This is a genomic window from Okibacterium endophyticum, from assembly GCF_054780075.1.
Window position 1 is genome coordinate 109,075 of record NZ_BAAGXA010000005.1, and the last position, 25,030, is coordinate 134,104.

The following is a 25,030-nucleotide window of genomic DNA, read 5'->3' on the forward strand; positions in this document are numbered from 1 at the left end:
GATCTGCGTACCCGAAGTGAGGATTCATGACAGGCGGCGAACCATCGAGCCGTTCGAGCACTGACGACAAGCGTCAGCTCGCACGTGAGAAGGCGAAGGAACTGCGCGATGCCCAGCGCAAGAAGGACCGACGCAGCAGATGGGCCCTGCAGGGCGGGATCGTTGTTGTCGTTCTGGCGATCATCGCCGGCGTCACCTTCGTCATCGTCACCGCCATCCGTCCTCCCTCGAACGGTCCGGCGAACATGGCGGCAGACGGGATCGTCATCGGGCAGGGGCTGCAGGCGATCCCATCGCCGGCGCTCGCCGCGGGGGCGGAGCCACAGGCGAGTGAAACCGACCCGGGGGTCCCCAACATCCGGATCTACCTCGATTACCTGTGTCCTCTCTGCGGAGAGTTCGAGCAGACGAACCGAGAACAGCTGGCCGCGTGGGCGGAGGCAGGAACGGCGACGGTCGAATTCCATCCGATCGCGGCGCTCACCGGAAAATCGGCAGGCACGCAGTATTCGCTGCGCGCCGCGAACGCGGCCGCGTGTGTGGCGAATTACTCGCCAGACCACTTCTTCGACTTCAACGTGCGGATGCTCGACGACCAGCCTGAAGAGGGATCGTCCGGCCTGACCGACGAGCAGATCATCGAGATCACACGAGACGCCGACGTCGAGAAGAGCACCCTGATCACCACCTGCATCAACGAGCAGAAGTTCAAGCCGTGGGTTCAGGACGCCACTGAGCGAGCACTGGGCGAACCGGTGCCGAACTCATCGCTCGACCGCATCCAGCGCACGCCCACCGTCCTCGTGAACGACAAGCAGTATGCCGGCGCGCTCGACGACGACCAGGAGTTCCAGGCGTTTGTGCTCTCGGTTGCGAGCGAGACCTATGCTGAGGCGACGGCGACACCGACACCGACGCCGACAGCAACCGAACCGGCTCCAGAAGAGACGCCCGCTCCCTGAGTGCGGCGCTCGGCTGGCCGCCTGAGTGCGGCGCTCGGCTGGCCGCCTGAGTGCGGCGCTCGGCTGGCCGCCTGTGCGTCACGAGCGGGGTGCTCGAGAAGACGGGCTCCGGCGCCTGATTCCGGCCGCGCGCAGTGCGCGCGCGAGAACGAGTGAGATCCAGCACGCTGCTGCATACGAGACGACACGGCCGACCAGGGTCAGCACAATGGTCGCCGTGGTGAAGTGATCTGGTGAGATCACGGGGAGCGACAGCGCGAAGATCGTGATCCCGCCGGCGACGGCCCCGAGCCAGAGCGCACCTTCCGCCCCGATGCGTGAGCGAAGGAGGAACGCGAGGTCCATGGCGACCGCAGGGCAGACGAGCGCGATGAAGATCAGAAGCCCCAGCGCCGAGAACGGCCAGGCGATGATCGCGCAGCACAGCGCTGTGATCGTCGCGCTGCCCGGTGTGCCGATGAGCCGGAGCGAGAGCATCGGCGCGATGGCCGTGTACGCGCCGATGAAGGCATAGGCGGGTGGTGACAGGGCGGCGATCGTCGCCGTGATCGTCGACAGCGCGATCAGGAGCAGTGCCGTCGCAACCCCGAAGGCTGCGCACGTCAAGAGATCACGAGTGTTCAGCCCGGTGCGCCGGGTTCTCGTCTCGGTCATGTCTGCTCCAGGATCTTCTGTGCGCCAGTGCGCGGCATACAAGACGACGCTATCGGCTTCGTCTGCCCGGCGACCCGGCACGCTGGCATAAAACTCTCATTGATTCCCCGTATACTTGTCGAGGTTTTGCCTCCTTAGCTCAGTTGGCCAGAGCATCGCTCTTGTAAAGCGAGGGTCGTCGGTTCGAATCCGACAGGAGGCTCGGACGTCAGGACGTATGCTGTCGGAACAGGGCGCGCTGCCCATGCCGGCGGCCGATGCCAGACGCACCGACCCCGTCCTCCCGGACGCACGGACCCCGTCCTCAGAGTGTGCTGAGGAACTCTTCCGGGTCGATGGCCTTGCGGCGGCCTGCCTTGGCGTCTGCCGGGAGCCCGCCGACGTACAGCCACCCGAGCAGTTCTTCGTGCGCGCGCAGCTTGTGCAACGCACGCACCGGCTTCGAACGTGTATAGCTGCCGGTTCGCCACATCACGCCCCAACCGGCGTCGTGCAGCAGCAGGCTCAGCACATGGCCGACGCCGGAGGCGACAGCCTCCTGTTCCCATCCAGGGACTTTCCCGCTCGTGCGATGGCTCACGACGATGGCGATGAGCAGTGATGCCCTCAGGGGTTTGGTCGACGGTTCGTCACTCCCTTGGGCGGTTGCGATCGCCTCTCCCAGGGCCTCTCTCGCAGCTCCACGCACCTCGATGAGACGCCATGGCTGCAGCGAACTGTGATCTGCGACCCGGGCTGCCGCCGCAACGAGCGGCAGCAGCTCATCGTGAGTCGGCGCATTCGATGTCACTTTCGACCACGACCGACGCCCGGCGACGATGTCGACGAGGGCTGTCATGCTATTCCTGCGGTGCGAAATTGAGAGCTATCGAGTTCATGCAGTAGCGGTCTCCTGTCGGCGTTCCGAACCCGTCGTCGAACACGTGGCCCAGGTGCGAGTCACAGTTGGCGCAGCGCACCTCTGTCCTCACCATGCCCAGGCTGTCGTCTTCGATGAGGCGCACGGCCTCGGGGCGAACGGATTCGTAGAAGCTCGGCCACCCGCAGCCCGAGTCGAACTTGGTTCCGCTCTTGAAGAGTTCGGCTCCACACGCCGCGCAGGTGTACAGCCCCGAACGGCCTTCGTCGAGAAGCTCGCCGGTCCAGGGCCGTTCCGTTGCAGCCTCGCGCAAGACGGCGTACTGCTCCGCCGAAAGCTCCTTGCGCCATTCGTCGTTGCTCTTGGTCACTTTCTCGGTCATGTGGCTCCTTCTGCTCACCACCATTTAACTCCCGTCGGGCCGAATGTGTTCCCACGAGTCCCTCCGTGACGCCGAGCAGAGGAAACACGTGCGGCCGCAGCGATCACTCAGCCGGTGCGCCGTTATGATGAGCGCAACGCACAGCAGGGAGGAGGCGGTCACGATCGACGAGAGGTCTGCCCGACGGCACACCCGCGCGGGGGGTGAACCGCTGAACGAGCGCGATATCGCGATCCTCGCCTTCGAGAATCGGTGGTGGCAGCACGCGGGGCTCAAAGAGGAAGCCATCAGAACAGAGTTCGACCTCTCGGCGACGCGATACTATCAAGTGCTCAATTCCCTCATCGACTCGCCGGCGGCTCTCGTGCACGACCCTCTGCTCGTGAAGCGCCTGCAACGAATCCGCCACGCGCGGCAGGCATCACGCCGGTCACGGGCGGGAAACGACGACTGAGGAACCTCGGGCGAACGGGCTCGAAAACCGCAACTCAGCGCTGCCCCGGGCGGCGCGAGACGACAGGATCAGACACAGGCGACATGGCAGAGCGTTTCCCGAAAGACAGGTTCGACGACCAGCCCGACGACCTGAAGCGTGTGGGGGCACATCGTGCGCCGGCGCCGAAGGGGCGAGGATGGATCGTGTTCATGTGGGCGGCGATCGCCACGGTCGTCCTCATCGTCATCGGGGTTGTCGGACTGCTCGTGCTCGACGACCGCCTCGATCTCGGAACGGACACCGGATCGTCACAGACCACACCGGCGCCGAGCGAGGATCCGGTGCCCACCGTTGAACCGACTATCGATCCGAACGCCGTCATCACCGTTCTGAACGGCACGGCGACGCAGGGGCTGTCGGCGGCGGCGATCTCCCAATTGAATTCCGCGGGCTGGTCCCAGCCGATCACGAATGCGAACGCATCCGACAACACCATCGAGACCACCACTGTGTACTACGAGGACGCATCGCAGGAGGGCGCTGCCCGCGGCATCGCCGTTGCGCTCGGCGGAGCGGCGATCCAGCTGTCGAGCGAGTTCCAGGTGCCGAATGCAGACGGCGAGGTGCCGGCAGCCCAGATCTGGGTGGTTCTCGGGGCTGACTACGCTCCGGCGACGGGCTGAGCGGAGCGGTCCGCATCACCGGCCCGGTGCGTCAGGACCCGCTCCCGCCGATGGTTCCCCTCGGGCAGATGGCAGAAAGCCACAGTTTCGTTACGATCGGCGACCCACGCCGGCCGGTGCAAATAGTATCTGGACTGGTCGCTCATTTTGCTCCGCAGCCAGCACGAAAACCCGCGCCAGGCCGTCAGCATCATGGCCGCGCGTTCGTGCGGAAGGCCCCGGCCGGCATTCGCCTGCAGGAGAGTTCACAGTAATGGGGAGTAACACATGGCGAACGGGACCGTGAAGTGGTTCAACGCTGAGAAGGGATACGGGTTCATCACCGTTGATGGAGAAGGTCACGATGTGTTCGTGCACTACTCGGCCATCGATATGAGCGGCTACAAGGTTCTCGAAGAAGGACAGCAGGTCGTTTTCGACGTCGGAACAGGTGCAAAGGGACCACAGGCTGAGGCAGTTCGGCTCGCCTGAGCATCTCAGCCACTCCGTCTGGAGCAACGCCGTCCACAGACGTGGGCGGCGTTGCTCTTTCACCCACAACGAGAGCGCCGAACCAGCTTGCACTCACAGGTGGAGAGTGCCAGAATCGGAGTTAGCACTCCCGTTCTGTGAGTGCTAACTCCGTCTGATACGTCCGGGAGGGACGAAAAACCACATGGCAAAAATCATTGCTTTTGACGAAGAGGCCCGTCGCGGTCTTGAACGTGGCCTCAACACGCTGGCAGACGCCGTCAAGGTCACCCTTGGACCCCGCGGTCGCAACGTCGTGCTTGAAAAGAAGTGGGGCGCTCCCACCATCACGAACGACGGTGTGTCGATCGCCAAGGAGATCGAGCTCGACGAGCCGTACGAGAAGATCGGCGCCGAGCTGGTCAAAGAGGTCGCGAAGAAGACCGATGACGTCGCCGGTGACGGCACGACCACCTCAGTCGTCCTCGCCCAGGCGATGGTTCGCGAAGGTCTGCGCAACGTCGCAGCCGGCGCAGACCCCATCAGCCTGAAGCGCGGCATCGAGAAGGCCGTTGAGGCCGTCACCACCGAGCTCGTGGGCGCAGCGAAAGAGATCGAGACCCGTGAAGAGATCGCGGCGACAGCATCGATCTCGGCGGGCGACAGCGTTATCGGTGACATCATCGCCGAGGCCATCGACAAGGTCGGCAAAGAGGGCGTCGTCACTGTCGAGGAGTCGAACACGTTCGGCACCGAGCTCGAGCTGACCGAGGGTATGCGTTTCGACAAGGGTTACCTGTCGGCATACTTCGTGACAGACCCCGACCGTCAGGAAGCGGTCTTCGAAGACCCGTACGTCCTCATCGCCAACTCGAAGATCTCGGCGATCAAGGACCTGCTTCCCGTCGTCGACCAGGTCATCCAGTCCGGCAAGCAGCTGCTGATCATCGCAGAGGACGTCGAAGGCGAAGCGCTCGCGACACTCGTGGTGAACAAGATCCGCGGCATCTTCAAGTCCGTCGCCGTCAAGGCGCCGGGCTTCGGCGACCGTCGCAAGGCTCAGCTGCAGGACATCGCCATCCTCACCGGTGGCCAGGTCATCAGCGAAGAGGTCGGTCTCAAGCTCGAGAACGCCACACTCGACCTGCTCGGCCGCGCCCGCAAGGTCGTCATCACCAAAGACGAGACAACCATCGTCGAGGGTGCCGGTGACAGCGAGCAGATCGCCGGACGTGTCGCTCAGATCCGCAAGGAGATCGAGAACACCGACAGCGACTACGACCGTGAGAAGCTGCAGGAGCGTCTCGCCAAGCTCGCGGGCGGCGTCGCCGTCATCAAGGCAGGTGCGGCGACCGAGGTCGAGCTCAAGGAGCGCAAGCACCGCATCGAAGACGCCGTTCGCAACGCGAAGGCGGCTGTCGAAGAGGGCATCGTCGCCGGCGGCGGCGTTGCGCTGATCCAGGCCGGAAAGGGAGCGTTCGCGAAGCTCTCGCTCGAGGGTGACGAAGCGACCGGGGCGAACATCGTCAAGGTCGCCATCGACGCCCCGCTCAAGCAGATCGCTCTCAACGCGGGTCTCGAGCCGGGTGTGGTCGCCGAGAAGGTGCGCAACCTTCCCATCGGTCACGGCCTCAACGCCGCGACCGGCGAGTACGTCGACATGCTGGGCGCCGGCATCAACGACCCGGTGAAGGTCACCCGTTCTGCGCTGCTCAACGCTGCGTCGATCGCCGGCCTGTTCCTCACCACAGAGGCCGTTGTCGCCGACAAGCCCGAGAAGTCTGCTCCGGCCATGCCGTCAGACCCGACAGGCGGCATGGACTTCTAAGTCCCGCCTCGGCACACAGTTTCACCAACAGAGGGCGTCTCCGAACGGAGGCGCCCTCTGCTGTCGGTGCCGTGGCTGATCTCGGGTGGCGGTCAGCCCACTCTGAAGAGGTCGGTGTTCACCCGCTCGGCCTCTCGATAGTGTTCGCCGGCCCGAGCGAGTGCCTGATTGATGTTCTCGAGGCTCTCTTCGACCCGATGCTGCGTCTGCCGCCAGTCAGAGATCACGGCCTGGAACGCGCTCGCGGCGTTTCCGGTCCATGAGCTCTGCAGCGACGTCAGCTGATTGAGCAGTGCATCGACATCGCTCTCGATGTTGGCGATCGTCGATCGCACGGTTGCGGTCGCTTGCGAGACGAGGTCGCTGTCTACCTGATACTTCATGTGATCCTCCACTACTGCCGGCGCAGGGAGCGTCGGCCTGTCCCGAGGCTATGAGACCGGCAGAGCGCAGAGCCTCGGGGGAGAAGACCAGTGGAGAACGTCAGAGCGACACTTCCCCTGTGGAGGACTCTTCGACAGGGGAGGTGTCGAGCAGCGGCAGTTCCACTCTGAAGGTCGCCCCGCCGCCCGGTGTCTCGGTGACCGAGACCTTTCCGCCGTGGGCGGCCACGATCGACGACACGATCGCCAGGCCCAGACCGCTTCCGCCGGTTTCGCGCGTGCGAGACGAATCGGCGCGCCAGAACCTCTGAAAGATCTTCTCTCGAATCTGCGGGGGGACCCCCTCGCCGTGATCGATGATCGCGATGGTGGCGATTCCCGTGCGACGCGAGGCTGAGACCCCGATCTCGATCGGGCTGTCGTCCGGCGTGAACCGCATGGCGTTTCCGATGAGGTTGGTGACGACCTGTCGGAGTTTGTTCTCTTCTGCCAGCACGATGGCGGGCACCTCCGGCTCGGGGGCCGGCATGATGAGCCGCGGGTCGACGGTGGGCTGATCGCCCGTATCGCCTTTGCGTCGCCGTGACCTGAGCCTGGCGAATGTCGCCCCGGCGAACGCGATCGGTCCGGTCGGAGCGGAGTCGTCACGTGCGGGCTTGGCCGTCTGGTCAAGGGGGAGAGCCCCGGCGGGCGGTGTGTCTGCGGGCGGTTTGTCCGCCACAACGGTGACGGTGCGGCCTGGAGCCTGGGCATTGGCGTCGAGGGCGGCGTCTCTCGCGATGGGCAGCAGGTCGACAGGTCCGAGCTGCAACGGTTTGGTCTCGTCGAGCCTGGCGAGTTCGAGCAGGTCCTCGACGAGACCACCCATCCTGATGGCTTCCTTCTCGATCCTCTCCATCGCCTGGCCCACGTCATCGGCAGACTGGAGCGCTCCCATGCGGTAGAGCTCTGCATACCCGCGCACGGTGACGAGAGGGGTGCGGAGCTCATGGCTCGCATCGCCCACGAATCGTCTCATCTGCTCGATCGTTCGTGCGCGGTCGGCGAATGCACGGTCGATCCGGGCGAGCATGGTGTTCAGCGAGCGGTTGAGCCTGCCGACCTCGGTGTTCGGCGTCGACACAGACAGCCGCTGGCTGAAGTCCCCGTCTGCGATCGCCGCGGCCGTGTGCTCGACCTCGCGAAGCGGCCAGAAGGTGCTCGTGACGAGGACACGCGTCAACACGGCGCCGATGATGATGACGCCGAGCCCGAGACCGAAGAAGATGGTGAGGTATGTCGCGATGATGGCATCCGTCGCCGATGTCGAGACGGCCACGAGAGCGACGCCCATGCCCCCGTTGAGATCGACGGTGACGGGGGTCGCGACGGCGCGGTATGAGACGTTGCCCGCGGCATTCTGCATGCTGAACGGATGACCGCCTCGTGCGTTCGCCTCTGCCCAGGTGAGTGCGTCCGGCAGCACCGGAAGAAGCCGCCTGTCGACGTGCGGCCAGTTCAAGTCGAGCCGCTCGCCGTCGAGGTCGTAGATCACGACCAGGTACTCCCACGACCTGGACGCCTCGGGGAGGGGTGTGATCCTGCCGGTTTCCTCATCGATCGCCAATGCCCCCGTCAAGGTCTCCGACTGTGCGAACGACTGAAGCCTGGCATCGAGTTGCCCCTCGAGCGCCGGTTTGAGGATCGCCATGGTGCCCACACCGGCGACGAGCAGGCCGAACGCCAGCACGAGCACGGTGACACCGGTGATCTTCGTGCGCAGCGAGATCGAGTTCCACCACTCGTTCGGTCTGTCGTGCATCGAGCCGCCCGCCGCGCCTAGGCTTTGGCGGTTTTGAGCATGTATCCGAACCCTCGTTTGGTCTGGATGAGGGGTTCGGACGAGAACTGGTCGAGCTTGCGGCGAAGGTACGAGATGTAGCTCTCGACGATGCCCGCGTCTCCGTTGAAGTCGTATTCCCAGACGTGATCGAGAATCTGCGCTTTCGACAGCACGCGGTTCGGGTTCAGCATCAGGTAACGCAGAAGCTTGAACTCCGTCGGGCTGAGCTCGATGGGGGTGTCACCGACGAGAACCTCGTGGGTGTCCTGGTCCATCGTCAGTTCTCCCGCCCTGATGATCGCGTCTTCGTCTGCCTGCATCGTGCGCCGCAGGATCGCCTTGATGCGGGCGACGATCTCGTCGAGGCTGAACGGCTTGGTGACGTAGTCGTCTCCACCGACGGTGAGACCCGTTATCTTGTCTTCGGTGTCGTCTTTCGCCGTGAGAAAGAGGATGGGCGCCGTGTATCCCGCGGCCCGAAGGCGCTTGGTCACGCCGAAGCCGTTCATATCGGGCAGCATAACGTCCAGGATGATGAGATCGGGCTCCTCTTCGAGGACAGCCGAGATCGCCTGCGCGCCGTTTCCGACGGCGCGCACGGCGAATCCCGCGAATCGCAGACTCGTGGTGAGCAGGTCGCGGATATTCGGTTCATCATCGACGATAAGGATTCGAGGTCCAGTCATGCGCCCAGTATCTGCGTGTTTCCTGTGGTTCGTCTGAGAGTGACTCGAAGGTCGTGGCGTCGCCGATCGGATAGCGTGGCTATGGCGTCGGCCTGGCGCCAGATCAACCGGAAGGGATGCCGTCGTGACCGAATCGAGGCAGGCGCAGGTGAGACGGATCGGCGACCGGTCCTTCGACTTCTCGCGTCAGGTCGCCGTGATGGCCATCGTGAATCGAACGCCCGACTCGTTTCACGACAGGGGATCGACCTTCTCCCTCGACAGGGCGGTCGCGGCCGCGGAGCAGGCTGTCGCGGACGGCGCGGACTGGGTCGACGTGGGGGGTGTGCCGTTCGGTCGTGGTCCGGCCGTGAGCGAGTCAGAAGAGATCGACCGGGTTGTGCCCGTCGTCGCCGCCCTGGGCGCTGCGTGCGACACCGTCATCTCTGTTGACACCTTCAACGCAGAGGTGGCTCGCCTGTGCATCGATGCCGGCGCCGGCGTCATCAATGACACGAGTGGCCTGTTCGATCCGCGGATGGCCGGTGTGGTCGCTGCCTCTGACGCGACGTTGGTGCTCACCCACAGCCTTCAGCCTCCCCGAAGCGCTCCGCCCCGACCGCACTACGATGATGTGGTTCGCGAGGTGCGCATGTTCCTCGAACAGAAGGTCGAGATCGCGACAGCGGCGGGGATCTCACGGGAGCGACTGATCGTCGACCCCGGGCACGACCTCAACAAGAACACGATGCACTCACTCGAGATCACCCGTCGCCTGAGCGAGATCGCAGAGATCGGCCTGCCGGTGCTCGCGGCCGTGTCGAACAAGGACTTCATCGGTGAGAGCATCGACAGGGCCCAGCACGATCGGGGCGAGGGCTCGATCGCCGCTGCCGTGTTGTGCATCGCCAACGGTGCGAGAATCATTCGTATGCACGACGTACGCGCGGCCGTCGCGGCCACCCGCATGACCGAGGCCGTTATGGGCTGGCGGGAGCCGGCGAATCTTCGACACAATGTCCGGTGAGCACATGCCAGGTGAGCACATGCCCGGTGAGGTGAGGATCGACCTGTCGTGGCCGGCGTCGTCCGGGCCCCTGACCGACGACGAGATCCTCGACCTCTATAAGACGCCAGACAGGGCATCTGAGCATCTGCGGGTGAACTTCGTCTCAAGCGCGGATGGCGCCGCGACCCACAACGGGCTTTCCGGTGATCTCGGCTCGTCCGCTGACAAGCGGGTGTTCGACCTGCTGCGCAGGCTCGGCGATGTTGTGCTCGTCGGGGCGGGGACCGTGCGAGCAGAGGGGTACGGGGCCATGGTGCTCGACGAGCGCTCGGTCGCCTGGCGTCAGAAGCGTGGGCTTGCTCCCCAACCGGTGTTCGCCATCGTCACCGCCTCTGGTGATCTCGACCCGCGCTCGTCGGTGTTCACCGAGGCTCCTGTGCGACCGGTCGTCGTCACGACGGCTCGCGTCGAGCGTCTCGGCGACTTCGACGGTGTTGCGGATGTTCTGGCCTGCGGCGCTGAGACCGTCGACCTCGATGCCATGGTCGCGGCATTCCGTGAGCGCGGGCTCAACCAGGTTCACTGTGAGGGCGGACCGACGCTGTTCGGGTCGCTTCTCGCCGCCGATCGCGTGGATGAGCTGTGCCTGACCCTGAGCCCCCGCCTCGAGGGCGGCGGCGCGCGGAGGATCGTGACCGGGGAGCTGTCACAGCCGCGTGCCCTGGAGCTGGCCCACACGCTCGTCGCCCAAGACGGAACCCTGCTGCTGCGCTACACCCGCCGCTGACGGCGGGTGCGCCCGACAGGCGGTGCAGCTCACAGGCGAGTACAGTGGAATCCGTGCAGGGAAGGATCGTCGCCGTCGCGCGAGATGACGCCCACGGGTTCGCGAAACCGGTAGCTGTCGAGATCACGCTGCTCGAGGGGATCGGCGTCGAGGGTGATGCTCACGCCGGCCGGACCGTGCAGCATCGCTCGCGGGTGCGTCGTGATCCGAGCGAGCCCAATCTGCGGCAGGTGCACCTGATTCACTCGGAGCTCTTCGACGAGGTGGCGGAGGACGGCTTCGAGGTTGCTCCCGGGATGCTCGGCGAGAACGTCACAACGCGTGGCATCGACCTGCTTGCGCTCCCGGAGGGCACGGTGCTCCGGCTCGGGCAGAGCGCCGTTGTGCGGGTCACCGGCCTTCGCAATCCCTGTGCGCAGATCGACGGTGTCGGAACCGGGCTGATGAAGCGGTTGTCGCCTCGAAAGCCAGAGGGTGGCATCCGGCGTCTTGCCGGTGTGATGAGCGTCGTCGTCGCGGGCGGACCGGTGCGGGCGGGCGACACGATAACTGTGGAGCTCCCGGTCGGGGAGCATCGCCCGCTCGAGCCGGTCTGACGCACGAGGCCGAGCCGACGGCGCGAGGAACGGCCGGGGGACCTCGCCGATCTCCGGGGCGAGTGCATCTTTCTCTCAGCCGTTTTCCGGATTCAGGCCGTTTTCGGCATTCGGGGCCGTTCCCACACTCAGGGTGCTGTTCGAACACTCTCGGGTGCTGTCCGGATGCTCTCGGCGTCGAGGATCGTATAGCTGTAACCCTGCTCGGCCAGAAAACGCTGCCGGTTCTGCGCGAAGTCCTGATCGACCGTGTCGCGAGCCACAAGCGTGTAGAAATTGGCCGAGAGGCCCGACTCCTTCGGGCGAAGCAGCCTGCCGAGTCGCTGCGCTTCTTCCTGCCGGGATCCGAAGGACCCTGACACCTGGATCGCCACCGTCGCCTCGGGAAGGTCCACAGAGAAATTGGCCACCTTCGACACCACGAGAACCTGCTCACGACCCTCCCTGAACGCCTGGAAAAGCCGCTCGCGCTCATCGACGGGTGTGGCACCGGTGAGCCGGGGAGCATGGAGTGTGTCGGCGAGCTCGTCGATCTGGTCGAGATACTGGCCGATCACGAGAATGCGCTCGCCGCGGTGCTTCTGAACCAGTCGGCGCACAACATCGAGTTTGGCCGGCGCTGTGGCCGCCAGCCGATAGCGTTCGTCATCGGCCGCCGCAGCGTACGAGAGGCGCTCACCCTGGGGCAGATCGATGCGAACCTCATAGCAGGTCGCCGGTGAGATATAGCCCTGGGCTTCGATCTCTTTCCACGGTGCGTCGAAGCGCTTCGGGCCGATCAGGCTGAACACGTCGCCCTCTCTGCCGTCTTCACGAACGAGCGTGGCGGTGAGACCGAGCCGGCGCCTGGCCTGCAGCTCGGCTGTCAGTTTGAAAACCGGCGCGGGCAAGAGGTGCACCTCGTCATAGATGACGAGTCCCCAGTCCATGGCGTCGAGCAGTGCCAGGTGGGCGTACTCGCCCTTCCGCTTCGCCGTCAGGATCTGATAGGTCGCGATCGTGACCGGCTTGACCTCTTTGGCCTGGCCGGAGTACTCGCCGATCTCATCGGCGGTGAGCGATGTGCGCTTCAGCAGCTCGTCACGCCACTGGCGCGCAGAGACCGTGTTGGTGACGAGAACCAGTGTGTTCGTCTTGGCCGTCGCCATCGCACCGGCGCCCACAAGGGTCTTGCCCGCACCACACGGCAGCACCACAACTCCCGAACCGCCGTCGAAGAAGTTGTCTATGGCCTTCTGCTGATAGGTGCGCAGACTCCAGTCGTGCTGCCGCAGGTCGATCTCGTGCGGTGTTCCGGGGGTGTACCCGGCGAGGTCCTCTGCGGGCCATCCCAGTTTCACGAGCTCCTGTTTCAACTGCCCTCGAGCCCAGGGCTCCACGAGATAGACATCGGGTGCCGGGTGGCCGATGAGCAGGGGAGCTATGCGCTTCGCATTGGCCACCTCGGTCAGCACCGCTTCGTCACGGGAGCGCAACACCAGGTCGGTGTCATCGTTCCGCTCGATGACGAGCCTGCCGTAGCGGCCGACGGTCTCGGTGATGTCGAGGGTGACCGTCGGAGGGATGGCGAACTTCGAGTATCGCTCGAGTGTGGTGACCATGTCGGCGGCGTCGTGCCCCGCGGCACGCGCATTCCAGAGCCCGAGCCTGGTGATGCGATAGGTGTGGATGTGCTCCGGCGCGCGCTCGAGCTCGGCGAAGACGGCGAGGTCGTGCCGGGCGTCTTCGGCGAGCGGGTGGGCGACTTCGAGAAGAACCGTGCGGTCGCTTTGCACGATGAGGGGGCCGTCAGACATAACTGTCCAGTCTACAGTGGCGAGCGGGGTGATCGGCCCCGAACTGGTTATGCTCGCAGCTCAATGATGCTCGACAACGGCAGGGTGCGCTCGATGTCTGCTGCTCTGTCTCTGCCGCGCAATCGCCCGCCAGACATTCCGGTCGGTTCGAGCGAGAGCGTGACGTCACCTGATCCCGGCACGGCGACCGTCACAACGACTGTGCTCTTCGAGCGGATGGCGACATCGAGTTGTTTCGCGATCCACGCCGACCCGCCGTCTTCGGTAGCTGTGTCCTGCGCCCGCACACGCTGGATCAGCTCATCGAGGGCGGGGGCGGGCACGGCGACGGACTGACGTGACGTGCGGCGGCGCTTCACCTGGATGATGCGGCCGTCACGATCCTCGGCAGCCACCGGATACCTGGCGTCGCTCAGCGTCCAGAAGACGACGTCGTGCTCGAACCTGCTCATCAGCCTGTTCGTGTCGCTCCGGGTGAGCCCGAGCGCCCGGACGGCCTGGTCCACAGCGATCTGCCCGATGATCGACGGGTCATCCGACCGAACGTAACTGCGCTCCCGTTGGTCTGACCCCTCTGGATCGGCCACGCCGACCGAGCCGACGCGTACGAGACCGTATCGTTCTGCCGCCTGCCTGATGAGATAGTCCACCGGCTGGGGAATGCCGGTGAGCGAGAGATCCCCGAGGAACGACAGCATCGTGCCTGCCGTCTCGCCGGCGCCGAGGGCGCGGTTCACGCTCTCGGGGGTGAACCTGTAGGTGGCCGCCTGTGCCCGGCTCTCGAGATGTGTCATCGACCGCAGGCGCAGGTCGGATGCCGCGACGAGAGGTCCGGGGGCGATGACGGTGAGGTCGTGCTGAAGATAGACGCGGTCGACCTCGTGCGGAAAATGGCGGGCGAGCGATTCAGACGCATCCGCTGACCCGCTCTCGAGAAGTGCCAGCCCCGCCGTGCCGACACGCCCGGAGACGGTGACGCCGAGCGCATCGGCCTGCGAGGTGACCCTGGTGAGCGCTCGCCGAATCCAGGAATCGCCTGCCGGATACATCCACTCGGCATAGCGCACGAGCCCATCGCCCCAGACGGCATCCGGTCGACGGGCGAGCATCGTGCGCACCTGCGGGGTGAGAGAGCCCAGCCAGCCGTCCGCCAGCGTTGCCCAACGCTCTGCCGCCGGGGACCGCAGCCAGCGTTCTGACGCTGCCGTCGGCATCCAACCGTGGCTCTCATAGGAAATCAGCCCTGCGTTCGCGGCGAGTTCGAGATGGGTTGCCGCGGCCGCCGGGTCAAGCTGTGTGACCTGCGCCAGTTGCTTCGCATCGGGGGCGGACAGTCCGCCACGCCCGAGTTCCCTGGCCGGACGCACCTGGAGATCGAGCACGATCTCCATCACGGCCCCCACGGCGCCCCAGGCGAGCTCTGACGCGGCGAGGTCCGCCTGTGCGGACAGGCCGTCTGCAGCTCGTTCGAGTGGCGGAGGTTCGGCCGAGAGCAGGGCATCAGCGGTGGGGAGGGCGTCGTCCGCCGCCGCGCCCATGCCGCCGATCACTGCGGACACCGCGTTATAGGCCACCGGTCCGGACCCGGTGTCGTGGAGCAGCGCGAGGACTGTCGCCTCGTGCACGCGCTGGCCGACCTCGTGAGCGCTCGCGTGCAGGGCAGGAGCGACCTCGTGCAGGTGGCCGGTGATGTCGTTGATGGTTCTCGGGCCAGAAGAGAGAACCGTGACGACGGCCAGCCCGAGGCGGTCGAGCCGACCGAAGATCTGTCTGATGCTGCGGGCCGTGAGCAGAAGCTCGGCCAGGTCGAAGAAATCTTCTGCCCGTGCATCGGGCGAGACTCCTCGAACCGCAAGGAGTTCGTGGAGCTGACCGTCGTCTCGAGCGCGAAGCTGGGCGGCGAGCTCGAGGGTGTCTGTCACGGTGCGGGGTCTCGATCTATCGGCGGTTGCGGCGTGATCGACGCACGGCGCCGATCACGATGAGGGCGATGAGCATCACGATCGCGAGCGGGAACCCGAACATGGGCAGCATCAGAACGGCAGGCCACACGCCGGCCGTGAACCCCGCAGCATCCGTGCCCGTCGACGTCGCCACCATCATGGCGATGAAACAGCCGACGGAGAGAAGCACAACGGCGAGCAGCATAAACGCCAGGACGCGTTCGATGCGGCTGGCTTCTGCGGGAGTTGTCTCGATCACATTCCTCAGGATATCGGCAGAAATCTGCGGGACCGAATAAGCTGGTAGCCGTGAGCACGCTGCTCGCACACCACCGGGACATCCCCGGGGGTGCACGCACCACTCGCCCCGACGGATTCGACAAACTCAATCACCGTCTGCGCGACTATCCACAGTGAGGTTTCCCCATGCCCACCGGCAAGGTTAAGTTCTACGACGAAGAGAAGGGTTTTGGTTTCATCGCAAGCGATGACGGCCAGGAAGTCTTTCTGCATGCCTCCGCGCTTCCCGCAGAGGTGACCGCGGTCAAGGCGGGAACCCGGCTCGAGTTCGGCATCGCGGATGGAAAGCGCGGAGCACAGGCACTGTCTGTGCGCGTGCTCGACGCGCCGCCGAGTCTCGCGAAGCTGAAACGCAAGCCGGCTGACGACATGGCGATCATCGTCGAAGACCTGGTGAAGCTGCTCGATGGAATCGGCGGAAATCTGCGCAAGGGCCGTTATCCCGACAACGCCCACAGCCGCAAGGTCGCTCAGGTGCTGCGTCGTGTTGCGGACGAACTCGACCTGTGAGCGAGCGCGAGAGCTCGGAACCCGAGCAGGCCGAACCCGAGCAGGCCGGGCCGCCGCCGGTGACGGCTGAGAGCACGGGGACAACCGCGGAGACACCGCCGGATTCCGTGCAGGAGCCCAGCCGTGCCGACGAGCAGGGCGACACGTCCGAACCTGTTCCGGATGAGGTGTTGATCGCCGCAGCCGACCTTGCGAGAGGCGCGCTGTTCGAGATCACGCCCGAGTCGACGGTCGGAGCGCCGGCCGGGTACACCGTCGAAGACGGAAACGCTGTATCGCTGCTCTTCGAGAACACCTTGCCCGGGTACCGCGGCTGGTACTGGACCGTGACGGTCGCGCGTGTCGAGGGTGAAGAGCCGACGGTGCTCGAGGCGGAACTCATGCCGGGCGACGATGCTCTGGTGGCGCCGGACTGGGTTCCCTGGTCCGAACGTCTCGCTGAGTACCGTGCGTCGCAGGAAGCCGCCGAGGCAGAAGCCCGTGCGCTCGCCGCGGCCGCGGCGACCGATGGCGACGACGTCGTGGACGACGAGGTCGATGACGACGACGTTGACGACGACGACAGTGACGACTACGCGGTGGGGTCGATTCTGCACGCAGGTGATCTCGACGGCGTCGATGTCGATGAGTTCGACGAGTACCGCTCGGACGAAGACGACGTCAGCGACGACGAGCCGGATGACGGCGACCCCGCGTACGACGAGCCGGATTCATCGTCTGCTGAGGCCGACGACGCTGAGGCCGACGACGCTGAGGCCGACGACGCTGAGGCCGACGACGCCTCTCGGGGCTAGAGCGCCTCGACGACGAACTCGATGGACTGCGTCAGCCGGCGCACGTCATCGGGGTCGATGGCGGTGAATGTCGCGACGCGCAGCTGGTTGCGGCCGAGCTTGCGATAGGGCTCGGTGTCGACGATTCCGTTCGCCCTGAGCGCGTGTGCGACAGCGGCGGCATCGATGCTGTCGTCGAAGTCGATGGTGACGACGACCTGGGAGCGATGATCCGAGTCGCTCACGAACGGCGTGGTGTACGAGGTCCGCTCAGCCCACTCGTACAGGTGACTGCTCGATTCGGCTGTGCGCGCCGATGCCCACGCGAGGCCTCCGTTGTCGTTGATCCAGTCCAGCTGGTTCTGCAGCATCACCAGTGTGGCGATCGCCGGTGTGTTGAGCGTCTGATCGAGCCTGGAGTTGTCGATGGCGTTCTTCAGGCTGAGGAACTCGGGAATGTAGCGGTCGGACGCCGCTATCCGCTCGACGCGTTCCAGGGCGGCCGGTGAGAAGAGCGCGCACCAGAGGCCGCCGTCCGAGGCCAGGTTCTTCTGCGGGGCGAAGTAATAGACATCGGCCTCAGAGGCGTCGAAGTCGATTCCGCCGGCGGCGCTCGTGGCGTCGACCACGGTGAGTGCGCCCTCATCGCCCGAGACGCGCCTCACGGGTGCCATCACACCCGTCGAGGTCTCATTGTGCGGCCAGGCGTAGACGTCCACACCAGCGGTCACCTCGACCTCACTGCGTGAACCGGCGGCCGCAGACCGCACGTCGGGTGCCTGGAGCCAGGGAGCGGCGGCTGCCTTGGCGAACTTCTGGCCGAACTCGCCGAACGTGAGGTTCTGGCTGCGGCGCTCGATGAGGCCGAACGACGCGGCATCCCAGAACGCTGTCGAACCGCCGTTGCCGAGCACGATCTCATAGCCATCGGGCAGCCGGAAAAGATCGGCGAGTCCTCGACGGGTCGCTCCGACGAGGTTTTTCACGGGAGCCTGGCGGTGCGAGGTGCCGAGCAGGAGGGAACCGGCGCTGATCAGCGCCTCAACCTGTTCCGGCCTGATTTTCGACGGGCCGCAGCCGAATCGTCCGTCGGCGGGAATGAGCTCGTCTGGAATCGTGATGTCTGGCATGCCCCGATTCTATGAGACACCGGGGCACATCGTTTATGGGAGGAAGCCTCAGCCTGCGGCACTAGGCTGTGAGAACCGCTCAGAATCACACGGGGAGACGTCGATGCCTGACTTGATTGACACCACCGAGATGTATCTCAAAACGATCGTTGAACTCGAAGAAGAGAACATCGTTCCGTTGCGCGCCCGGATCTCTGAGAGATTGGGGCACTCCGGTCCGACGGTCTCGCAGACGGTCGGACGTATGGAACGCGACGGCCTCGTTGTCGTCTCCGGGGATCGTCACCTCGAGCTGACCGATGCCGGCCGCTCGAAAGCACTGCACGTGATGCGAAAGCACCGCCTCGCCGAGCGCCTGCTCAGTGATGTGATCGGCCTCGAATGGGAGTACGTCCACGAAGAAGCCTGCCGCTGGGAGCACGTGATGAGCGAGCAGGTGGAGCGCAAGCTGGTGTCGATGCTGGGCCACCCACGTGAATCGCCCTACGGCAATCCGATTCCGGGACTCGACGAGCTCGGCGATCTGCCTGCTGTCTCTTTCGCTCAGGGCGTCACACGGGTGACCGAGCTCATCAGGGCGAACAATGGGTCGGTCACCGGCTTGATCAGGCGCATAGGCGAGCCCATCCAGGTCGAGCCCGAACTGTTGCTTCAGCTCAAGCAGGCTGGTGTGCTCCCGGGCAACGCGGCGACCTTTTCCACCTCGGGCTCTTACGTTCTTGTCGAGGTTGAAGGTTTCGAGGGCGGGCTCGAGCTTCCGGCCGAAGTCGCCGGCCACATCTTTCTCGCATCCGCGTGACCGTGCGGATGCCGGCCCGTCTGTGTTGAGGGCGCGGTGTGCTGCGACGGTTCGAGCAGAGTTTTTCCGTTACCTATTTGTTAGTTTTCTTCGAAATGATGTGACAAACCACGTTGCCTCCCGTATCCTCGTAAAGTCCGAAGGTCAGAAGCCGGCCGCAGGACCCGACATAAGGCGCCTCAGCTCAACCCGTCTCCTTGTGTCGAGAGCCCAACAATTTGTTGCAGACGGGCAGTTACCTAGAACTGTCGAGGCGCCGGAGGTTCACACTTTGGCCGAAAACGGTAGCCCCGAGTCGATCGACCCCGGTCACGACTCGACTTCACAAGAGATTTCGATCCAGACCCGTCGCAGCCTGAGGACTTCGGCTCATCGCGCATCGACGCGTCCCGCTGCCGCTGTCGCCAAGACGTCGCCGCAGGTCGTCGCCGCCAAGAAGAAGCGTGTGCGGAATGCCAGGTCGACAGTGATCATGGCGCTCGCGGTTCCCGCGCTGTTCGGCACCGTCGCCCTCCCGGCATACGCCTTCGCGCCGACCGACGAGACATCGGCGTCTTCTGAGCTCCAGGTGCTCAAGGAGTCAGGCGCCCAGTCACTCACCGTCGACAGCGATGTGACGGCCTCAGCCGTCAGTCGCGACGGGTATTCGGCGACGACGGCCGAGGAGCTCGCGACAGCGCGAGCTGCCGCAGAAGCCGCTGCCGAGCGTGCAGCCGTTGCGGCCACCTACACCGCCGCCGAAGAAGACGACACCCCGACGGCTTCTGAGCTGCTCGCCGCGCCGCCATACCCGAGCTTCAGCCTCGAGCAGGTCTTCCAGGTCGCGCTGCAGTACCAGGGTGTGCCGTACGTCTACGGCGGCGCAACGCCCGCTGGCTTCGACTGCTCCGGTTTCGTGATGTACGTCTATGCCCAGTTCGGGATCTCTCTGCCGCACTCCTCCACCGCCCAGGGCAACATGGGCACCCGCATCGCCTGGGAAGACGCTGTTCCCGGTGACCTGGTCGTTCGCGCCGGCCACATCGGCTTCTATGCCGGCGACGGCATGATGCTCCACGCCTCGCAGCCGGGTGTGCCGTTGCGGATCAGCCCGATCTACTACAAGTCTGAGTCATGGGTCGTCCGCATCGGGATCTGAGCGGGTTCTGACCGTCGTTCTTACGAACACAGTATGAATTCTGCGTAACGCGTTCCAAGAACGGCGTGCCCTCGTCAGAGGGTGCGCCGTTCTTGTATTAGATTGAAGCTCTGACCTTCTAGAAACGGCTCAAGGGACACATGCACGAGATACCCGGTCTCCACACCACGGACTCACGTGGTCTCTACGTGCTGCGTCATTCCAGCCAAACCTGTGTGTGCTTCGAGCGCACCGACGGACACTGTCACTCGACAGTGTCCGTTTTTTGTTTGGCCGGCGCCTTGCGCCCGATCACGGTCATGAGCACGTCGAATTACCGGTACGCCAAACGGCTGTTCGAGAGGGAAACCAGCAATGCGCACACTCGTGTTGAACGCAGGCTATGAACCGCTTGCGATCGTCTCATTCCGCAGGGCCCTGGTTCTGGTCATGAATCAAAAGGCCCAGGTGGTCGAGATCGATGTCGACCACCCGGTCTGGGGCTCGGCGGGGATCTATGACCGGCCGTCGGTCATCGTGCTCACGAGGTATGTGCGCATCCCGCATTCGAGACGCGTGCCGGTGACGCGCCGCGGCGTGCTGAGACGTGACGCCAACCGCTGCGGATACTGCGGTGGTCACGCGGCGACCATCGACCATGTTCTTCCGCGCTCGCGTGGCGGTGCTGATTCCTGGGAGAATCTCGTCGCCTGCTGCCTGCGCTGCAACAACAGCAAGGGCGACCGGACCCCGGCCGAGATGGGCTGGAATCTTCGCCTGACGCCGCGGATGCCCTACGGCCCCACCTGGGCCGTGCGGGGAGCGGAGCGTGCGGCCCCCAGCTGGGACCGATACCTCGCGCCGTCGGCCGCCGCCTAGCACTGTCAGGGAGTGTGCGGTGGGAGCGCCGTACGATAGAACGACGGCTCCACAGCAAAGGAAGATATGCGCCTGATATTCGTGCGGCACGGTCAAACCCCTTCGAATGTGATCGGTGCTCTCGATACAGCGGTCCCCGGTCCCGGGCTGACCGAACTCGGTTATGAGCAGGCAGAGGCCGTGCCTGCCGCGCTTGCCGAGTACGACATCGATCTGCTGTACGCATCCGTGCAGAAACGCGCCCAGCTGACTGCCGCCCCGCTCGCGAGTGCGCGCGGGCTCGAGGTGCTCGTGAGAGAGGGCCTGCGTGAGATCGCCGCGGGGGAGCTCGAGATGAAGTCGGACTGGGATTCCGTGCTCCAGTACCACGAGACCTCCTTCGGCTGGGCTGCCGGTGATCTCGAGAGGCGGATGCCCGGCGGCGAGAACGGGTATGAAGCGCTCGGCCGGTTCGACGAGGTTGTCGCCGAAGCCGTCGAGAGCGCACGGGATGCGGCGGCATTCGTGGCGCACGGCCAGATCATCCGTACCTGGGTCGCGGCTCGCGCTCGCAACGTGACAACGGGGTTCGCCGAGAAGACCGTTTTGCACAACACGGGTGTCGTCGTCGTCGAAGGCGATCCCGTCACGGGCTGGAATGCTCTGGCCTGGAGCGGAGCGGCCATCGGCGGGCCGCGCGTCGACGAGCCGACGGCGACGACCGGTCCCGGTGGCGAGAGGATGCCGTAGGCGCCCGCAATCCGGCAGTGTTGCTGCGGACGCGGTACACAACTGCGGAGGCTTGGCAGTGCACGTGGGCGCCTGGGCCGAGAACGGGCGTCTGGTCGCCGAATCTCCGAAGTTGTGTACGCAGATGCGGGCGCGTGCGGTTTCGCATGCGTCGAGTTCCGCTAAACTCGACGGGTCAGCCTCTGTAGCTCAACGGAAGAGCACCTCCGTCCTAAGGAGTTGGTTGGGGGTTCGAATCCCTCCAGGGGCACTTAGTGTCCGACGTTCCAACATGTGACCAAATGGATGGTGTTGGGACTTCGGACTCTTGCGTTGTGGCGGCCGTGTCCGCCTGCCAGTCGTCGCGAGCGTCCCCAGGCACGATGCGTGGTTTCGTCAAGAACATGCGCCAAATCGTCAAATCAGCGCGTCGTTGGCGACTCACGCCCAGGTCGCTCGCGATCACCCGTAGAATCTCGCCGCCCTTGTACCGGCGCTCTGCCTCGTCCAGATCTCTGCCGTCAGCCGCGGAACCGGGGCTCGGGAGCGTCCGGGAGGAGCCCGGCGATGCTGCTGTTGGCCTGCGCCGACGACGGATCGCACGATGCGACGAGACCGCCAACTGTATGGATGGGGCAAGGTTCGAGCACTGTCGCGCTACCTCAACCCGCAGCGTGGAGCCGAACTGAGTCACCGACGCCTCTTCCGGGCACGCCAGCTCCCCACCTCGGCCACGCACTTCTGCGATCGGAGCACCCGCCATGGGACAATGTGGACAGACAGACGGGGACGTCGCACCCACCGCCGCTGAAGGACACGAGTTCGGCGGGGTCGGCTGACACCTTCAGCGCATCGTGGCGACCCCTCAATGGGAAGGGAGCGCCGAGGTGCAGGAGAGCACGACGACGCAGTGGCCGGGCTATCCTGCCGCGGTGTGGGGGGACGCTGCCTTGTCGCCCTGCCCCGGCTCGACCGGGCACGCGAGGTGCCAAGGCCGGAGTCAGTGGGCGAGGGAGCAGAGGATCAGCCCGCGACGCGAGGAGGGCGCATCGTGACCGGACCGCAGAGCGAGGGATGGTGGCGGGATCACGGCAGGGTGGTGTCGATCAGCCTCGGCAGGCGCAGCCGCGGCGTCGCCAGGCGGCAGACCGAGGAGTGGGAGGACCGGGCGCGCACCCCGCAGACGCGCGCGGAGATCCGGCGCTGGTCGCGGTGGGAGACCATGTCGTTCTGCCTTCAGCTCATCGGCGCAGTCTGCGGGTTCGCCAGCCCGCTCGTCGGTGTCGGCCTCGCCGTCTGGCATCTCATCCACGGCGAGGCCCCGTGGTTCTGGGGGCTCTTTGGGACAATCGGCGTCACGATGCTCTTCCTGCTGGCAGGGGCGATCCTGGGGTCGCACGCGAAAAACCGGCGTCTGACCGCGCTCTATGCCGACGGGCAGGCATCCACCGGTTGTCTCGACGAGGTCATCACCCACCCGGGCGGGGGCGATGACCAGACCACCTACGAGTTCCTCGTCAGCGCCGAGCTCCCCGGCGAGGTGGTCCTCCGCCGCAGGCTCTACTGGGGCGAAGACAGCAGCCTGCTGTACCCGCGGCGCTGGGTCGGCAGACCGATCCGCTTCCGGCACAACACCCTCGATCCCGATGATCTGTATGACGTGCGGTTCGATGGTTGGGTAGGCAGCACGAAGGGGACGCGAGCATGACGGGACGAGCGGGTAGAGAGCCCCTCCTCGATCGGGTCGTGGAGAAGCTGTTCATCGGCACCGGGCCCCGGGAGCCGTTCCTCATCCGGCACGAGTGGGCGCCCGGTCGGGATATTCGGCGGGTGCGCACTGTTCGGCGGCGGGGCGCTGTGGCTGGCCTGGACGGACTGGGGACGACCGGTGCTGACGTGGATCGGCATCGGGATCGTCGTCCTCACCGCGGTGGTGCTGACTTGCATGTCCATCCATCTGCACCGCGCGACGCGCGGTCCGCTGCCGGCCCTCGACCGGACACCGCGCACCGCACGGGTGATCCTCAGCGCCGACGACGGCGAGGGCCACACGATCCTGCTGAAGTACCGAGGCGTCGATGGCTGCAAGCACTCCGCGCAGCTCGCCGACCACCCCGACGAGAACTGGATCGACAGGTTCGCGCCGGGGAGCACCTGGCAGGTCTACGCCTTCCGGGACCCGGACCTGGCCGACAGCGTCGTGTTCCTCACCGAGGCCCATAACGACGTCTGGCGCGCCGGTTACGTCCTCGATGGCGTCCGCATCGGCGGCGAGGGCGGACCGCTGGAGCCCGCACCGGGTTCGCCGTTCCTTCGCGAGGACTCGAAGTGGAGGTTCGAGGCATGAACCAGCAGACCGAAGAGTGGATGGCCCTGGCGCGGACCCCGCAGACACGGGCACGGAGGGACGCGATAGCCCGCGAGTTCACCCCGCCGCCGATGCCGCGCCCCCGGCCGAGCGCGGAGCAGCTCGCCGAAGGCCACCTCACCGTCGGAACGATCAACGACGCGATCGAGGACGGGCCCGGAGGCGACGTGCAGGGTCCCGACACACTCATCATCAGCGCAGACGTGCCGGGCCACGGGGTCCTCCACCGGAGGGTCCCGTGCCCGCTGTCAATGCCCGGCAGCGGCCGTCGCCTGGTCGGACGGAGGGTTCCCTTCCGCCACACCACCCACGACCCCGATTTCGTCGACGATGCGCTCGTCGTGCAGTGGCCACCAGAGGTGAGCAGAGCCCTGGAGCCGTTCCGGCCCGAGGGCCCAGGCGCACTGCGCGCTCGCGCGTGGAGGCTCCTGGCCAACTGCAGCGCGGTGGTCGCGGTGGGCGGGATCCTGCTGGCGGTGGTCCTGCTCATCGGCGTGGTCCTCACTGGCGGCGAGCTGTTCGCCGACCTCCCCGCATGGTTCCACCCCGGCGTCGCGCTCGCATCGAGCGTCGGTGCCGTGCCGCTGGGGTTCCTCCTGTTCGCCGTCTGCGAGTCACGCGTGGGGCGCGCGCTGCCGGACGGATAGCAGCCGCGCCCGACGACGGCCGGTCGCCGGGCTTCGACGTCCTCATGCCACCCACACAGTTCGTGCGCCAGGATCACCGTGTGAGCGATCTCGCAACTACAGCGTGGCAAAGATCATTGGTGCGACGAGAAACCGTTCCCAACGCCTGCGGTCTTGTGCAGCGTTCCGGTGCCTGCTAACGTACAACCAAATGGTTGTAGAAATGCACACACAAACAGAAGAGCTCAGCGAAGCAGAGGTGGATGCTGTTTTCCAGGCACTGGCCCACGCCACAAGACGCGACATCATCAGCAGGGCACTCGTCGGCGAGCAGTCCGTCTCTGTGCTCGCCACGGGATACGACATGAGCTTCGCCGCCGTGCAGAAGCACGTGGCGGTGCTCGAGCGAGCCGCGCTCGTGACGAAGGAACGACGCGGAAGGGAGCAGATCGTGCGCGGAAACCTTGTGACGGTTCGCAGGGCCGCCCGGCTTCTCGACGCGTATGAGGAGCTCTGGCGTGAGCGTTCACAACGCATTGAGGAAATCCTGGCCGAACACTAATGA

At 65.4% G+C, this 25,030-nt stretch carries 28 protein-coding genes and 2 tRNA genes; 20 read left to right on the forward strand and 10 right to left on the reverse strand.

All coding sequences use genetic code 11. The features are described 5' to 3' along the window. Positions 1-26 precede the first annotated feature (26 nt). Complete coding sequence (locus ACYVF5_RS04675; RefSeq protein ID WP_460943844.1) at positions 27-962, forward strand: DsbA family protein; 936 nt, start codon at positions 27-29, stop codon at positions 960-962. A gap of 78 nt (positions 963-1,040) precedes the next feature. On the opposite strand, the gene ACYVF5_RS04680 is transcribed toward ACYVF5_RS04675, so the two are convergent. Next, positions 1,041-1,616, reverse strand: coding sequence for a hypothetical protein (locus tag ACYVF5_RS04680; RefSeq protein ID WP_460943846.1), 576 nt, complete (start codon positions 1,614-1,616; stop codon positions 1,041-1,043). A 128-nt stretch (positions 1,617-1,744) separates the two neighbouring features. Between ACYVF5_RS04680 and ACYVF5_RS04685 the strand changes: the two genes are divergently transcribed. After that, positions 1,745-1,818: transfer RNA gene (locus ACYVF5_RS04685), tRNA-Thr, on the forward strand. Between the two features lie 102 nt (positions 1,819-1,920). On the opposite strand, the gene ACYVF5_RS04690 is transcribed toward ACYVF5_RS04685, so the two are convergent. Together ACYVF5_RS04690 and msrB are read right to left on the reverse strand one after the other, a co-directional pair. Next, positions 1,921-2,454 (reverse strand): nitroreductase family protein, encoded by a 534-nt coding sequence (locus ACYVF5_RS04690; RefSeq protein WP_460943848.1) that lies wholly within the window; start codon positions 2,452-2,454, stop codon positions 1,921-1,923. Between the two features lies 1 nt (position 2,455). Further along, positions 2,456-2,857 (reverse strand): peptide-methionine (R)-S-oxide reductase MsrB, encoded by a 402-nt coding sequence (gene msrB, locus ACYVF5_RS04695; RefSeq protein WP_460943850.1) that lies wholly within the window; start codon positions 2,855-2,857, stop codon positions 2,456-2,458. Positions 2,858-2,984: 127 nt separating this feature from the next. On the opposite strand from msrB, the gene ACYVF5_RS04700 reads away from it, so the two are divergent. The 4 genes from ACYVF5_RS04700 (at position 2,985) to groL (ending at position 6,254) form a co-directional block, all read left to right on the forward strand. After that, positions 2,985-3,311, forward strand: coding sequence for a DUF3263 domain-containing protein (locus ACYVF5_RS04700; protein WP_460943852.1), 327 nt, complete (start codon positions 2,985-2,987; stop codon positions 3,309-3,311). 83 nt (positions 3,312-3,394) lie between these two features. Beyond that, complete coding sequence (locus tag ACYVF5_RS04705; RefSeq protein WP_460943854.1) at positions 3,395-3,976, forward strand: LytR C-terminal domain-containing protein; 582 nt, start codon at positions 3,395-3,397, stop codon at positions 3,974-3,976. A 267-nt stretch (positions 3,977-4,243) separates the two neighbouring features. Beyond that, positions 4,244-4,447 carry a cold-shock protein gene (locus ACYVF5_RS04710; RefSeq protein ID WP_460943856.1) on the forward strand — a complete coding sequence of 68 codons (204 nt, stop codon included), beginning with the start codon at positions 4,244-4,246 and terminating at the stop codon, positions 4,445-4,447. Between the two features lie 184 nt (positions 4,448-4,631). Continuing rightward, complete coding sequence (gene groL, locus ACYVF5_RS04715; RefSeq protein ID WP_460943858.1) at positions 4,632-6,254, forward strand: chaperonin GroEL; 1,623 nt, start codon at positions 4,632-4,634, stop codon at positions 6,252-6,254. Between the two features lie 92 nt (positions 6,255-6,346). Here the strand turns inward: groL and ACYVF5_RS04720 are convergent, their stop codons facing one another. The 3 genes from ACYVF5_RS04720 to ACYVF5_RS04730 form a co-directional block, all read right to left on the reverse strand. After that, the gene (locus ACYVF5_RS04720; RefSeq protein ID WP_460943860.1) at positions 6,347-6,637 is read right to left on the reverse strand and encodes a WXG100 family type VII secretion target; all 291 of its coding nucleotides are present in this window, start codon (positions 6,635-6,637) and stop codon (positions 6,347-6,349) included. Positions 6,638-6,737: 100 nt separating this feature from the next. Next, on the reverse strand, positions 6,738-8,438 hold the full coding sequence (locus tag ACYVF5_RS04725; RefSeq protein ID WP_460943862.1) for a sensor histidine kinase: 1,701 nt from the start codon (positions 8,436-8,438) through the stop codon (positions 6,738-6,740). A 17-nt stretch (positions 8,439-8,455) separates the two neighbouring features. Then, positions 8,456-9,145, reverse strand: a complete 690-nt coding sequence (locus ACYVF5_RS04730) for a response regulator transcription factor (protein ID WP_460943864.1) — start codon at positions 9,143-9,145, stop codon at positions 8,456-8,458. 199 nt (positions 9,146-9,344) lie between these two features. On the opposite strand from ACYVF5_RS04730, the gene folP reads away from it, so the two are divergent. Genes folP through ACYVF5_RS04745 form a run of 3 tightly spaced genes read left to right on the forward strand, consistent with a single transcriptional unit; the run spans position 9,345 to position 11,516 of the window. Continuing rightward, positions 9,345-10,151, forward strand: a complete 807-nt coding sequence (gene folP, locus ACYVF5_RS04735; protein ID WP_460945273.1) for a dihydropteroate synthase — start codon at positions 9,345-9,347, stop codon at positions 10,149-10,151. Between the two features lie 4 nt (positions 10,152-10,155). After that, the gene (locus ACYVF5_RS04740) at positions 10,156-10,920 is read left to right on the forward strand and encodes a pyrimidine reductase family protein (RefSeq protein WP_460943866.1); all 765 of its coding nucleotides are present in this window, start codon (positions 10,156-10,158) and stop codon (positions 10,918-10,920) included. Between the two features lie 44 nt (positions 10,921-10,964). Then, entirely contained in the window at positions 10,965-11,516 is a 552-nt protein-coding gene (locus ACYVF5_RS04745) for an MOSC domain-containing protein (RefSeq protein WP_460943868.1), read from the forward strand. Between the two features lie 128 nt (positions 11,517-11,644). On the opposite strand, the gene ACYVF5_RS04750 is transcribed toward ACYVF5_RS04745, so the two are convergent. From ACYVF5_RS04750 to ACYVF5_RS04760, 3 genes are read right to left on the reverse strand one after another with little or no spacing between them, the layout of a single operon-like run. Further along, on the reverse strand, positions 11,645-13,312 hold the full coding sequence (locus tag ACYVF5_RS04750; RefSeq protein WP_460943870.1) for a DNA repair helicase XPB: 1,668 nt from the start codon (positions 13,310-13,312) through the stop codon (positions 11,645-11,647). Positions 13,313-13,359: 47 nt separating this feature from the next. After that, entirely contained in the window at positions 13,360-15,234 is a 1,875-nt protein-coding gene (locus tag ACYVF5_RS04755) for a helicase-associated domain-containing protein (RefSeq protein WP_460943872.1), read from the reverse strand. A gap of 16 nt (positions 15,235-15,250) precedes the next feature. After that, positions 15,251-15,514 (reverse strand): multidrug ABC transporter ATPase, encoded by a 264-nt coding sequence (locus ACYVF5_RS04760; RefSeq protein WP_460943874.1) that lies wholly within the window; start codon positions 15,512-15,514, stop codon positions 15,251-15,253. Positions 15,515-15,681: 167 nt separating this feature from the next. Here ACYVF5_RS04760 and ACYVF5_RS04765 point away from each other — a divergent pair, with 167 nt between their 5' ends. Together ACYVF5_RS04765 and ACYVF5_RS04770 are read left to right on the forward strand one after the other, a co-directional pair. Next, positions 15,682-16,065, forward strand: a complete 384-nt coding sequence (locus tag ACYVF5_RS04765) for a cold-shock protein (RefSeq protein WP_460943876.1) — start codon at positions 15,682-15,684, stop codon at positions 16,063-16,065. Next, positions 16,062-16,859, forward strand: coding sequence for a DUF3027 domain-containing protein (locus tag ACYVF5_RS04770; RefSeq protein ID WP_460943878.1), 798 nt, complete (start codon positions 16,062-16,064; stop codon positions 16,857-16,859). Before ACYVF5_RS04765 ends, ACYVF5_RS04770 begins: the two co-directional genes overlap by 4 nt. Here the strand turns inward: ACYVF5_RS04770 and serC are convergent. Further along, the gene (serC, locus tag ACYVF5_RS04775) at positions 16,856-17,968 is read right to left on the reverse strand and encodes a phosphoserine transaminase (protein ID WP_460943880.1); all 1,113 of its coding nucleotides are present in this window, start codon (positions 17,966-17,968) and stop codon (positions 16,856-16,858) included. The two genes, ACYVF5_RS04770 and serC, sit on opposite strands and share 4 nt — an antisense overlap. 103 nt (positions 17,969-18,071) lie before the next feature. Here serC and ACYVF5_RS04780 point away from each other — a divergent pair, with 103 nt between their 5' ends. From ACYVF5_RS04780 to ACYVF5_RS04820, 9 genes are all read left to right on the forward strand, one after another. Further along, positions 18,072-18,767, forward strand: coding sequence for a metal-dependent transcriptional regulator (locus ACYVF5_RS04780; RefSeq protein ID WP_460943882.1), 696 nt, complete (start codon positions 18,072-18,074; stop codon positions 18,765-18,767). A 271-nt stretch (positions 18,768-19,038) separates the two neighbouring features. After that, positions 19,039-19,905, forward strand: a complete 867-nt coding sequence (locus tag ACYVF5_RS04785; protein WP_460943884.1) for a C40 family peptidase — start codon at positions 19,039-19,041, stop codon at positions 19,903-19,905. 354 nt (positions 19,906-20,259) lie between these two features. After that, positions 20,260-20,763 carry an HNH endonuclease gene (locus tag ACYVF5_RS04790; protein WP_460943886.1) on the forward strand — a complete coding sequence of 168 codons (504 nt, stop codon included), beginning with the start codon at positions 20,260-20,262 and terminating at the stop codon, positions 20,761-20,763. A gap of 66 nt (positions 20,764-20,829) precedes the next feature. Next, entirely contained in the window at positions 20,830-21,492 is a 663-nt protein-coding gene (locus ACYVF5_RS04795) for a histidine phosphatase family protein (RefSeq protein ID WP_460943888.1), read from the forward strand. A gap of 178 nt (positions 21,493-21,670) precedes the next feature. After that, positions 21,671-21,742 (forward strand) — tRNA-Arg (locus tag ACYVF5_RS04800). A 780-nt stretch (positions 21,743-22,522) separates the two neighbouring features. Further along, positions 22,523-23,179, forward strand: a complete 657-nt coding sequence (locus tag ACYVF5_RS04805) for a hypothetical protein (protein WP_460943890.1) — start codon at positions 22,523-22,525, stop codon at positions 23,177-23,179. A gap of 180 nt (positions 23,180-23,359) precedes the next feature. Then, a complete protein-coding gene (locus tag ACYVF5_RS04810) occupies positions 23,360-23,818 on the forward strand; it encodes a hypothetical protein (protein ID WP_460943892.1) in 459 nt (152 codons plus the stop codon). Continuing rightward, positions 23,815-24,486: a hypothetical protein gene (locus ACYVF5_RS04815; protein WP_460943894.1), complete on the forward strand. Its 672-nt coding sequence runs from the start codon at positions 23,815-23,817 to the stop codon at positions 24,484-24,486. The genes ACYVF5_RS04810 and ACYVF5_RS04815 overlap by 4 nt, the downstream gene beginning before the upstream one ends. A 202-nt stretch (positions 24,487-24,688) precedes the next feature. Further along, the gene (locus ACYVF5_RS04820; RefSeq protein WP_460943896.1) at positions 24,689-25,027 is read left to right on the forward strand and encodes an ArsR/SmtB family transcription factor; all 339 of its coding nucleotides are present in this window, start codon (positions 24,689-24,691) and stop codon (positions 25,025-25,027) included. The last annotated feature ends 3 nt before the right edge of the window (positions 25,028-25,030 follow it).

What these genes read in the sequence shown, in the direction of transcription:
- msrB (WP_460943850.1), bottom strand. Translation starts at nt 2,857, where the DNA reads ATGACCGAGAAAGTGACCAAGAGCAACGACGAATGGCGCAAGGAGCTT.
- ACYVF5_RS04780 (WP_460943882.1), top strand. Translation starts at nt 18,072, where the DNA reads ATGCCTGACTTGATTGACACCACCGAGATGTATCTCAAAACGATCGTT.
- ACYVF5_RS04705 (WP_460943854.1), top strand. Translation starts at nt 3,395, where the DNA reads ATGGCAGAGCGTTTCCCGAAAGACAGGTTCGACGACCAGCCCGACGAC.
- ACYVF5_RS04820 (WP_460943896.1), top strand. Translation starts at nt 24,689, where the DNA reads ATGCACACACAAACAGAAGAGCTCAGCGAAGCAGAGGTGGATGCTGTT.
- ACYVF5_RS04815 (WP_460943894.1), top strand. Translation starts at nt 23,815, where the DNA reads ATGAACCAGCAGACCGAAGAGTGGATGGCCCTGGCGCGGACCCCGCAG.
- ACYVF5_RS04750 (WP_460943870.1), bottom strand. Translation starts at nt 13,312, where the DNA reads ATGTCTGACGGCCCCCTCATCGTGCAAAGCGACCGCACGGTTCTTCTC.
- ACYVF5_RS04680 (WP_460943846.1), bottom strand. Translation starts at nt 1,616, where the DNA reads ATGACCGAGACGAGAACCCGGCGCACCGGGCTGAACACTCGTGATCTC.
- ACYVF5_RS04710 (WP_460943856.1), top strand. Translation starts at nt 4,244, where the DNA reads ATGGCGAACGGGACCGTGAAGTGGTTCAACGCTGAGAAGGGATACGGG.
- ACYVF5_RS04725 (WP_460943862.1), bottom strand. Translation starts at nt 8,438, where the DNA reads ATGCACGACAGACCGAACGAGTGGTGGAACTCGATCTCGCTGCGCACG.
- ACYVF5_RS04740 (WP_460943866.1), top strand. Translation starts at nt 10,156, where the DNA reads ATGCCAGGTGAGCACATGCCCGGTGAGGTGAGGATCGACCTGTCGTGG.
- groL (WP_460943858.1), top strand. Translation starts at nt 4,632, where the DNA reads ATGGCAAAAATCATTGCTTTTGACGAAGAGGCCCGTCGCGGTCTTGAA.
- ACYVF5_RS04690 (WP_460943848.1), bottom strand. Translation starts at nt 2,454, where the DNA reads ATGACAGCCCTCGTCGACATCGTCGCCGGGCGTCGGTCGTGGTCGAAA.
- ACYVF5_RS04720 (WP_460943860.1), bottom strand. Translation starts at nt 6,637, where the DNA reads ATGAAGTATCAGGTAGACAGCGACCTCGTCTCGCAAGCGACCGCAACC.
- ACYVF5_RS04675 (WP_460943844.1), top strand. Translation starts at nt 27, where the DNA reads ATGACAGGCGGCGAACCATCGAGCCGTTCGAGCACTGACGACAAGCGT.
- ACYVF5_RS04730 (WP_460943864.1), bottom strand. Translation starts at nt 9,145, where the DNA reads ATGACTGGACCTCGAATCCTTATCGTCGATGATGAACCGAATATCCGC.
- ACYVF5_RS04700 (WP_460943852.1), top strand. Translation starts at nt 2,985, where the DNA reads ATGAGCGCAACGCACAGCAGGGAGGAGGCGGTCACGATCGACGAGAGG.
- serC (WP_460943880.1), bottom strand. Translation starts at nt 17,968, where the DNA reads ATGCCAGACATCACGATTCCAGACGAGCTCATTCCCGCCGACGGACGA.
- ACYVF5_RS04765 (WP_460943876.1), top strand. Translation starts at nt 15,682, where the DNA reads ATGCCCACCGGCAAGGTTAAGTTCTACGACGAAGAGAAGGGTTTTGGT.
- folP (WP_460945273.1), top strand. Translation starts at nt 9,345, where the DNA reads ATGGCCATCGTGAATCGAACGCCCGACTCGTTTCACGACAGGGGATCG.
- ACYVF5_RS04795 (WP_460943888.1), top strand. Translation starts at nt 20,830, where the DNA reads ATGCGCCTGATATTCGTGCGGCACGGTCAAACCCCTTCGAATGTGATC.
- ACYVF5_RS04790 (WP_460943886.1), top strand. Translation starts at nt 20,260, where the DNA reads ATGCGCACACTCGTGTTGAACGCAGGCTATGAACCGCTTGCGATCGTC.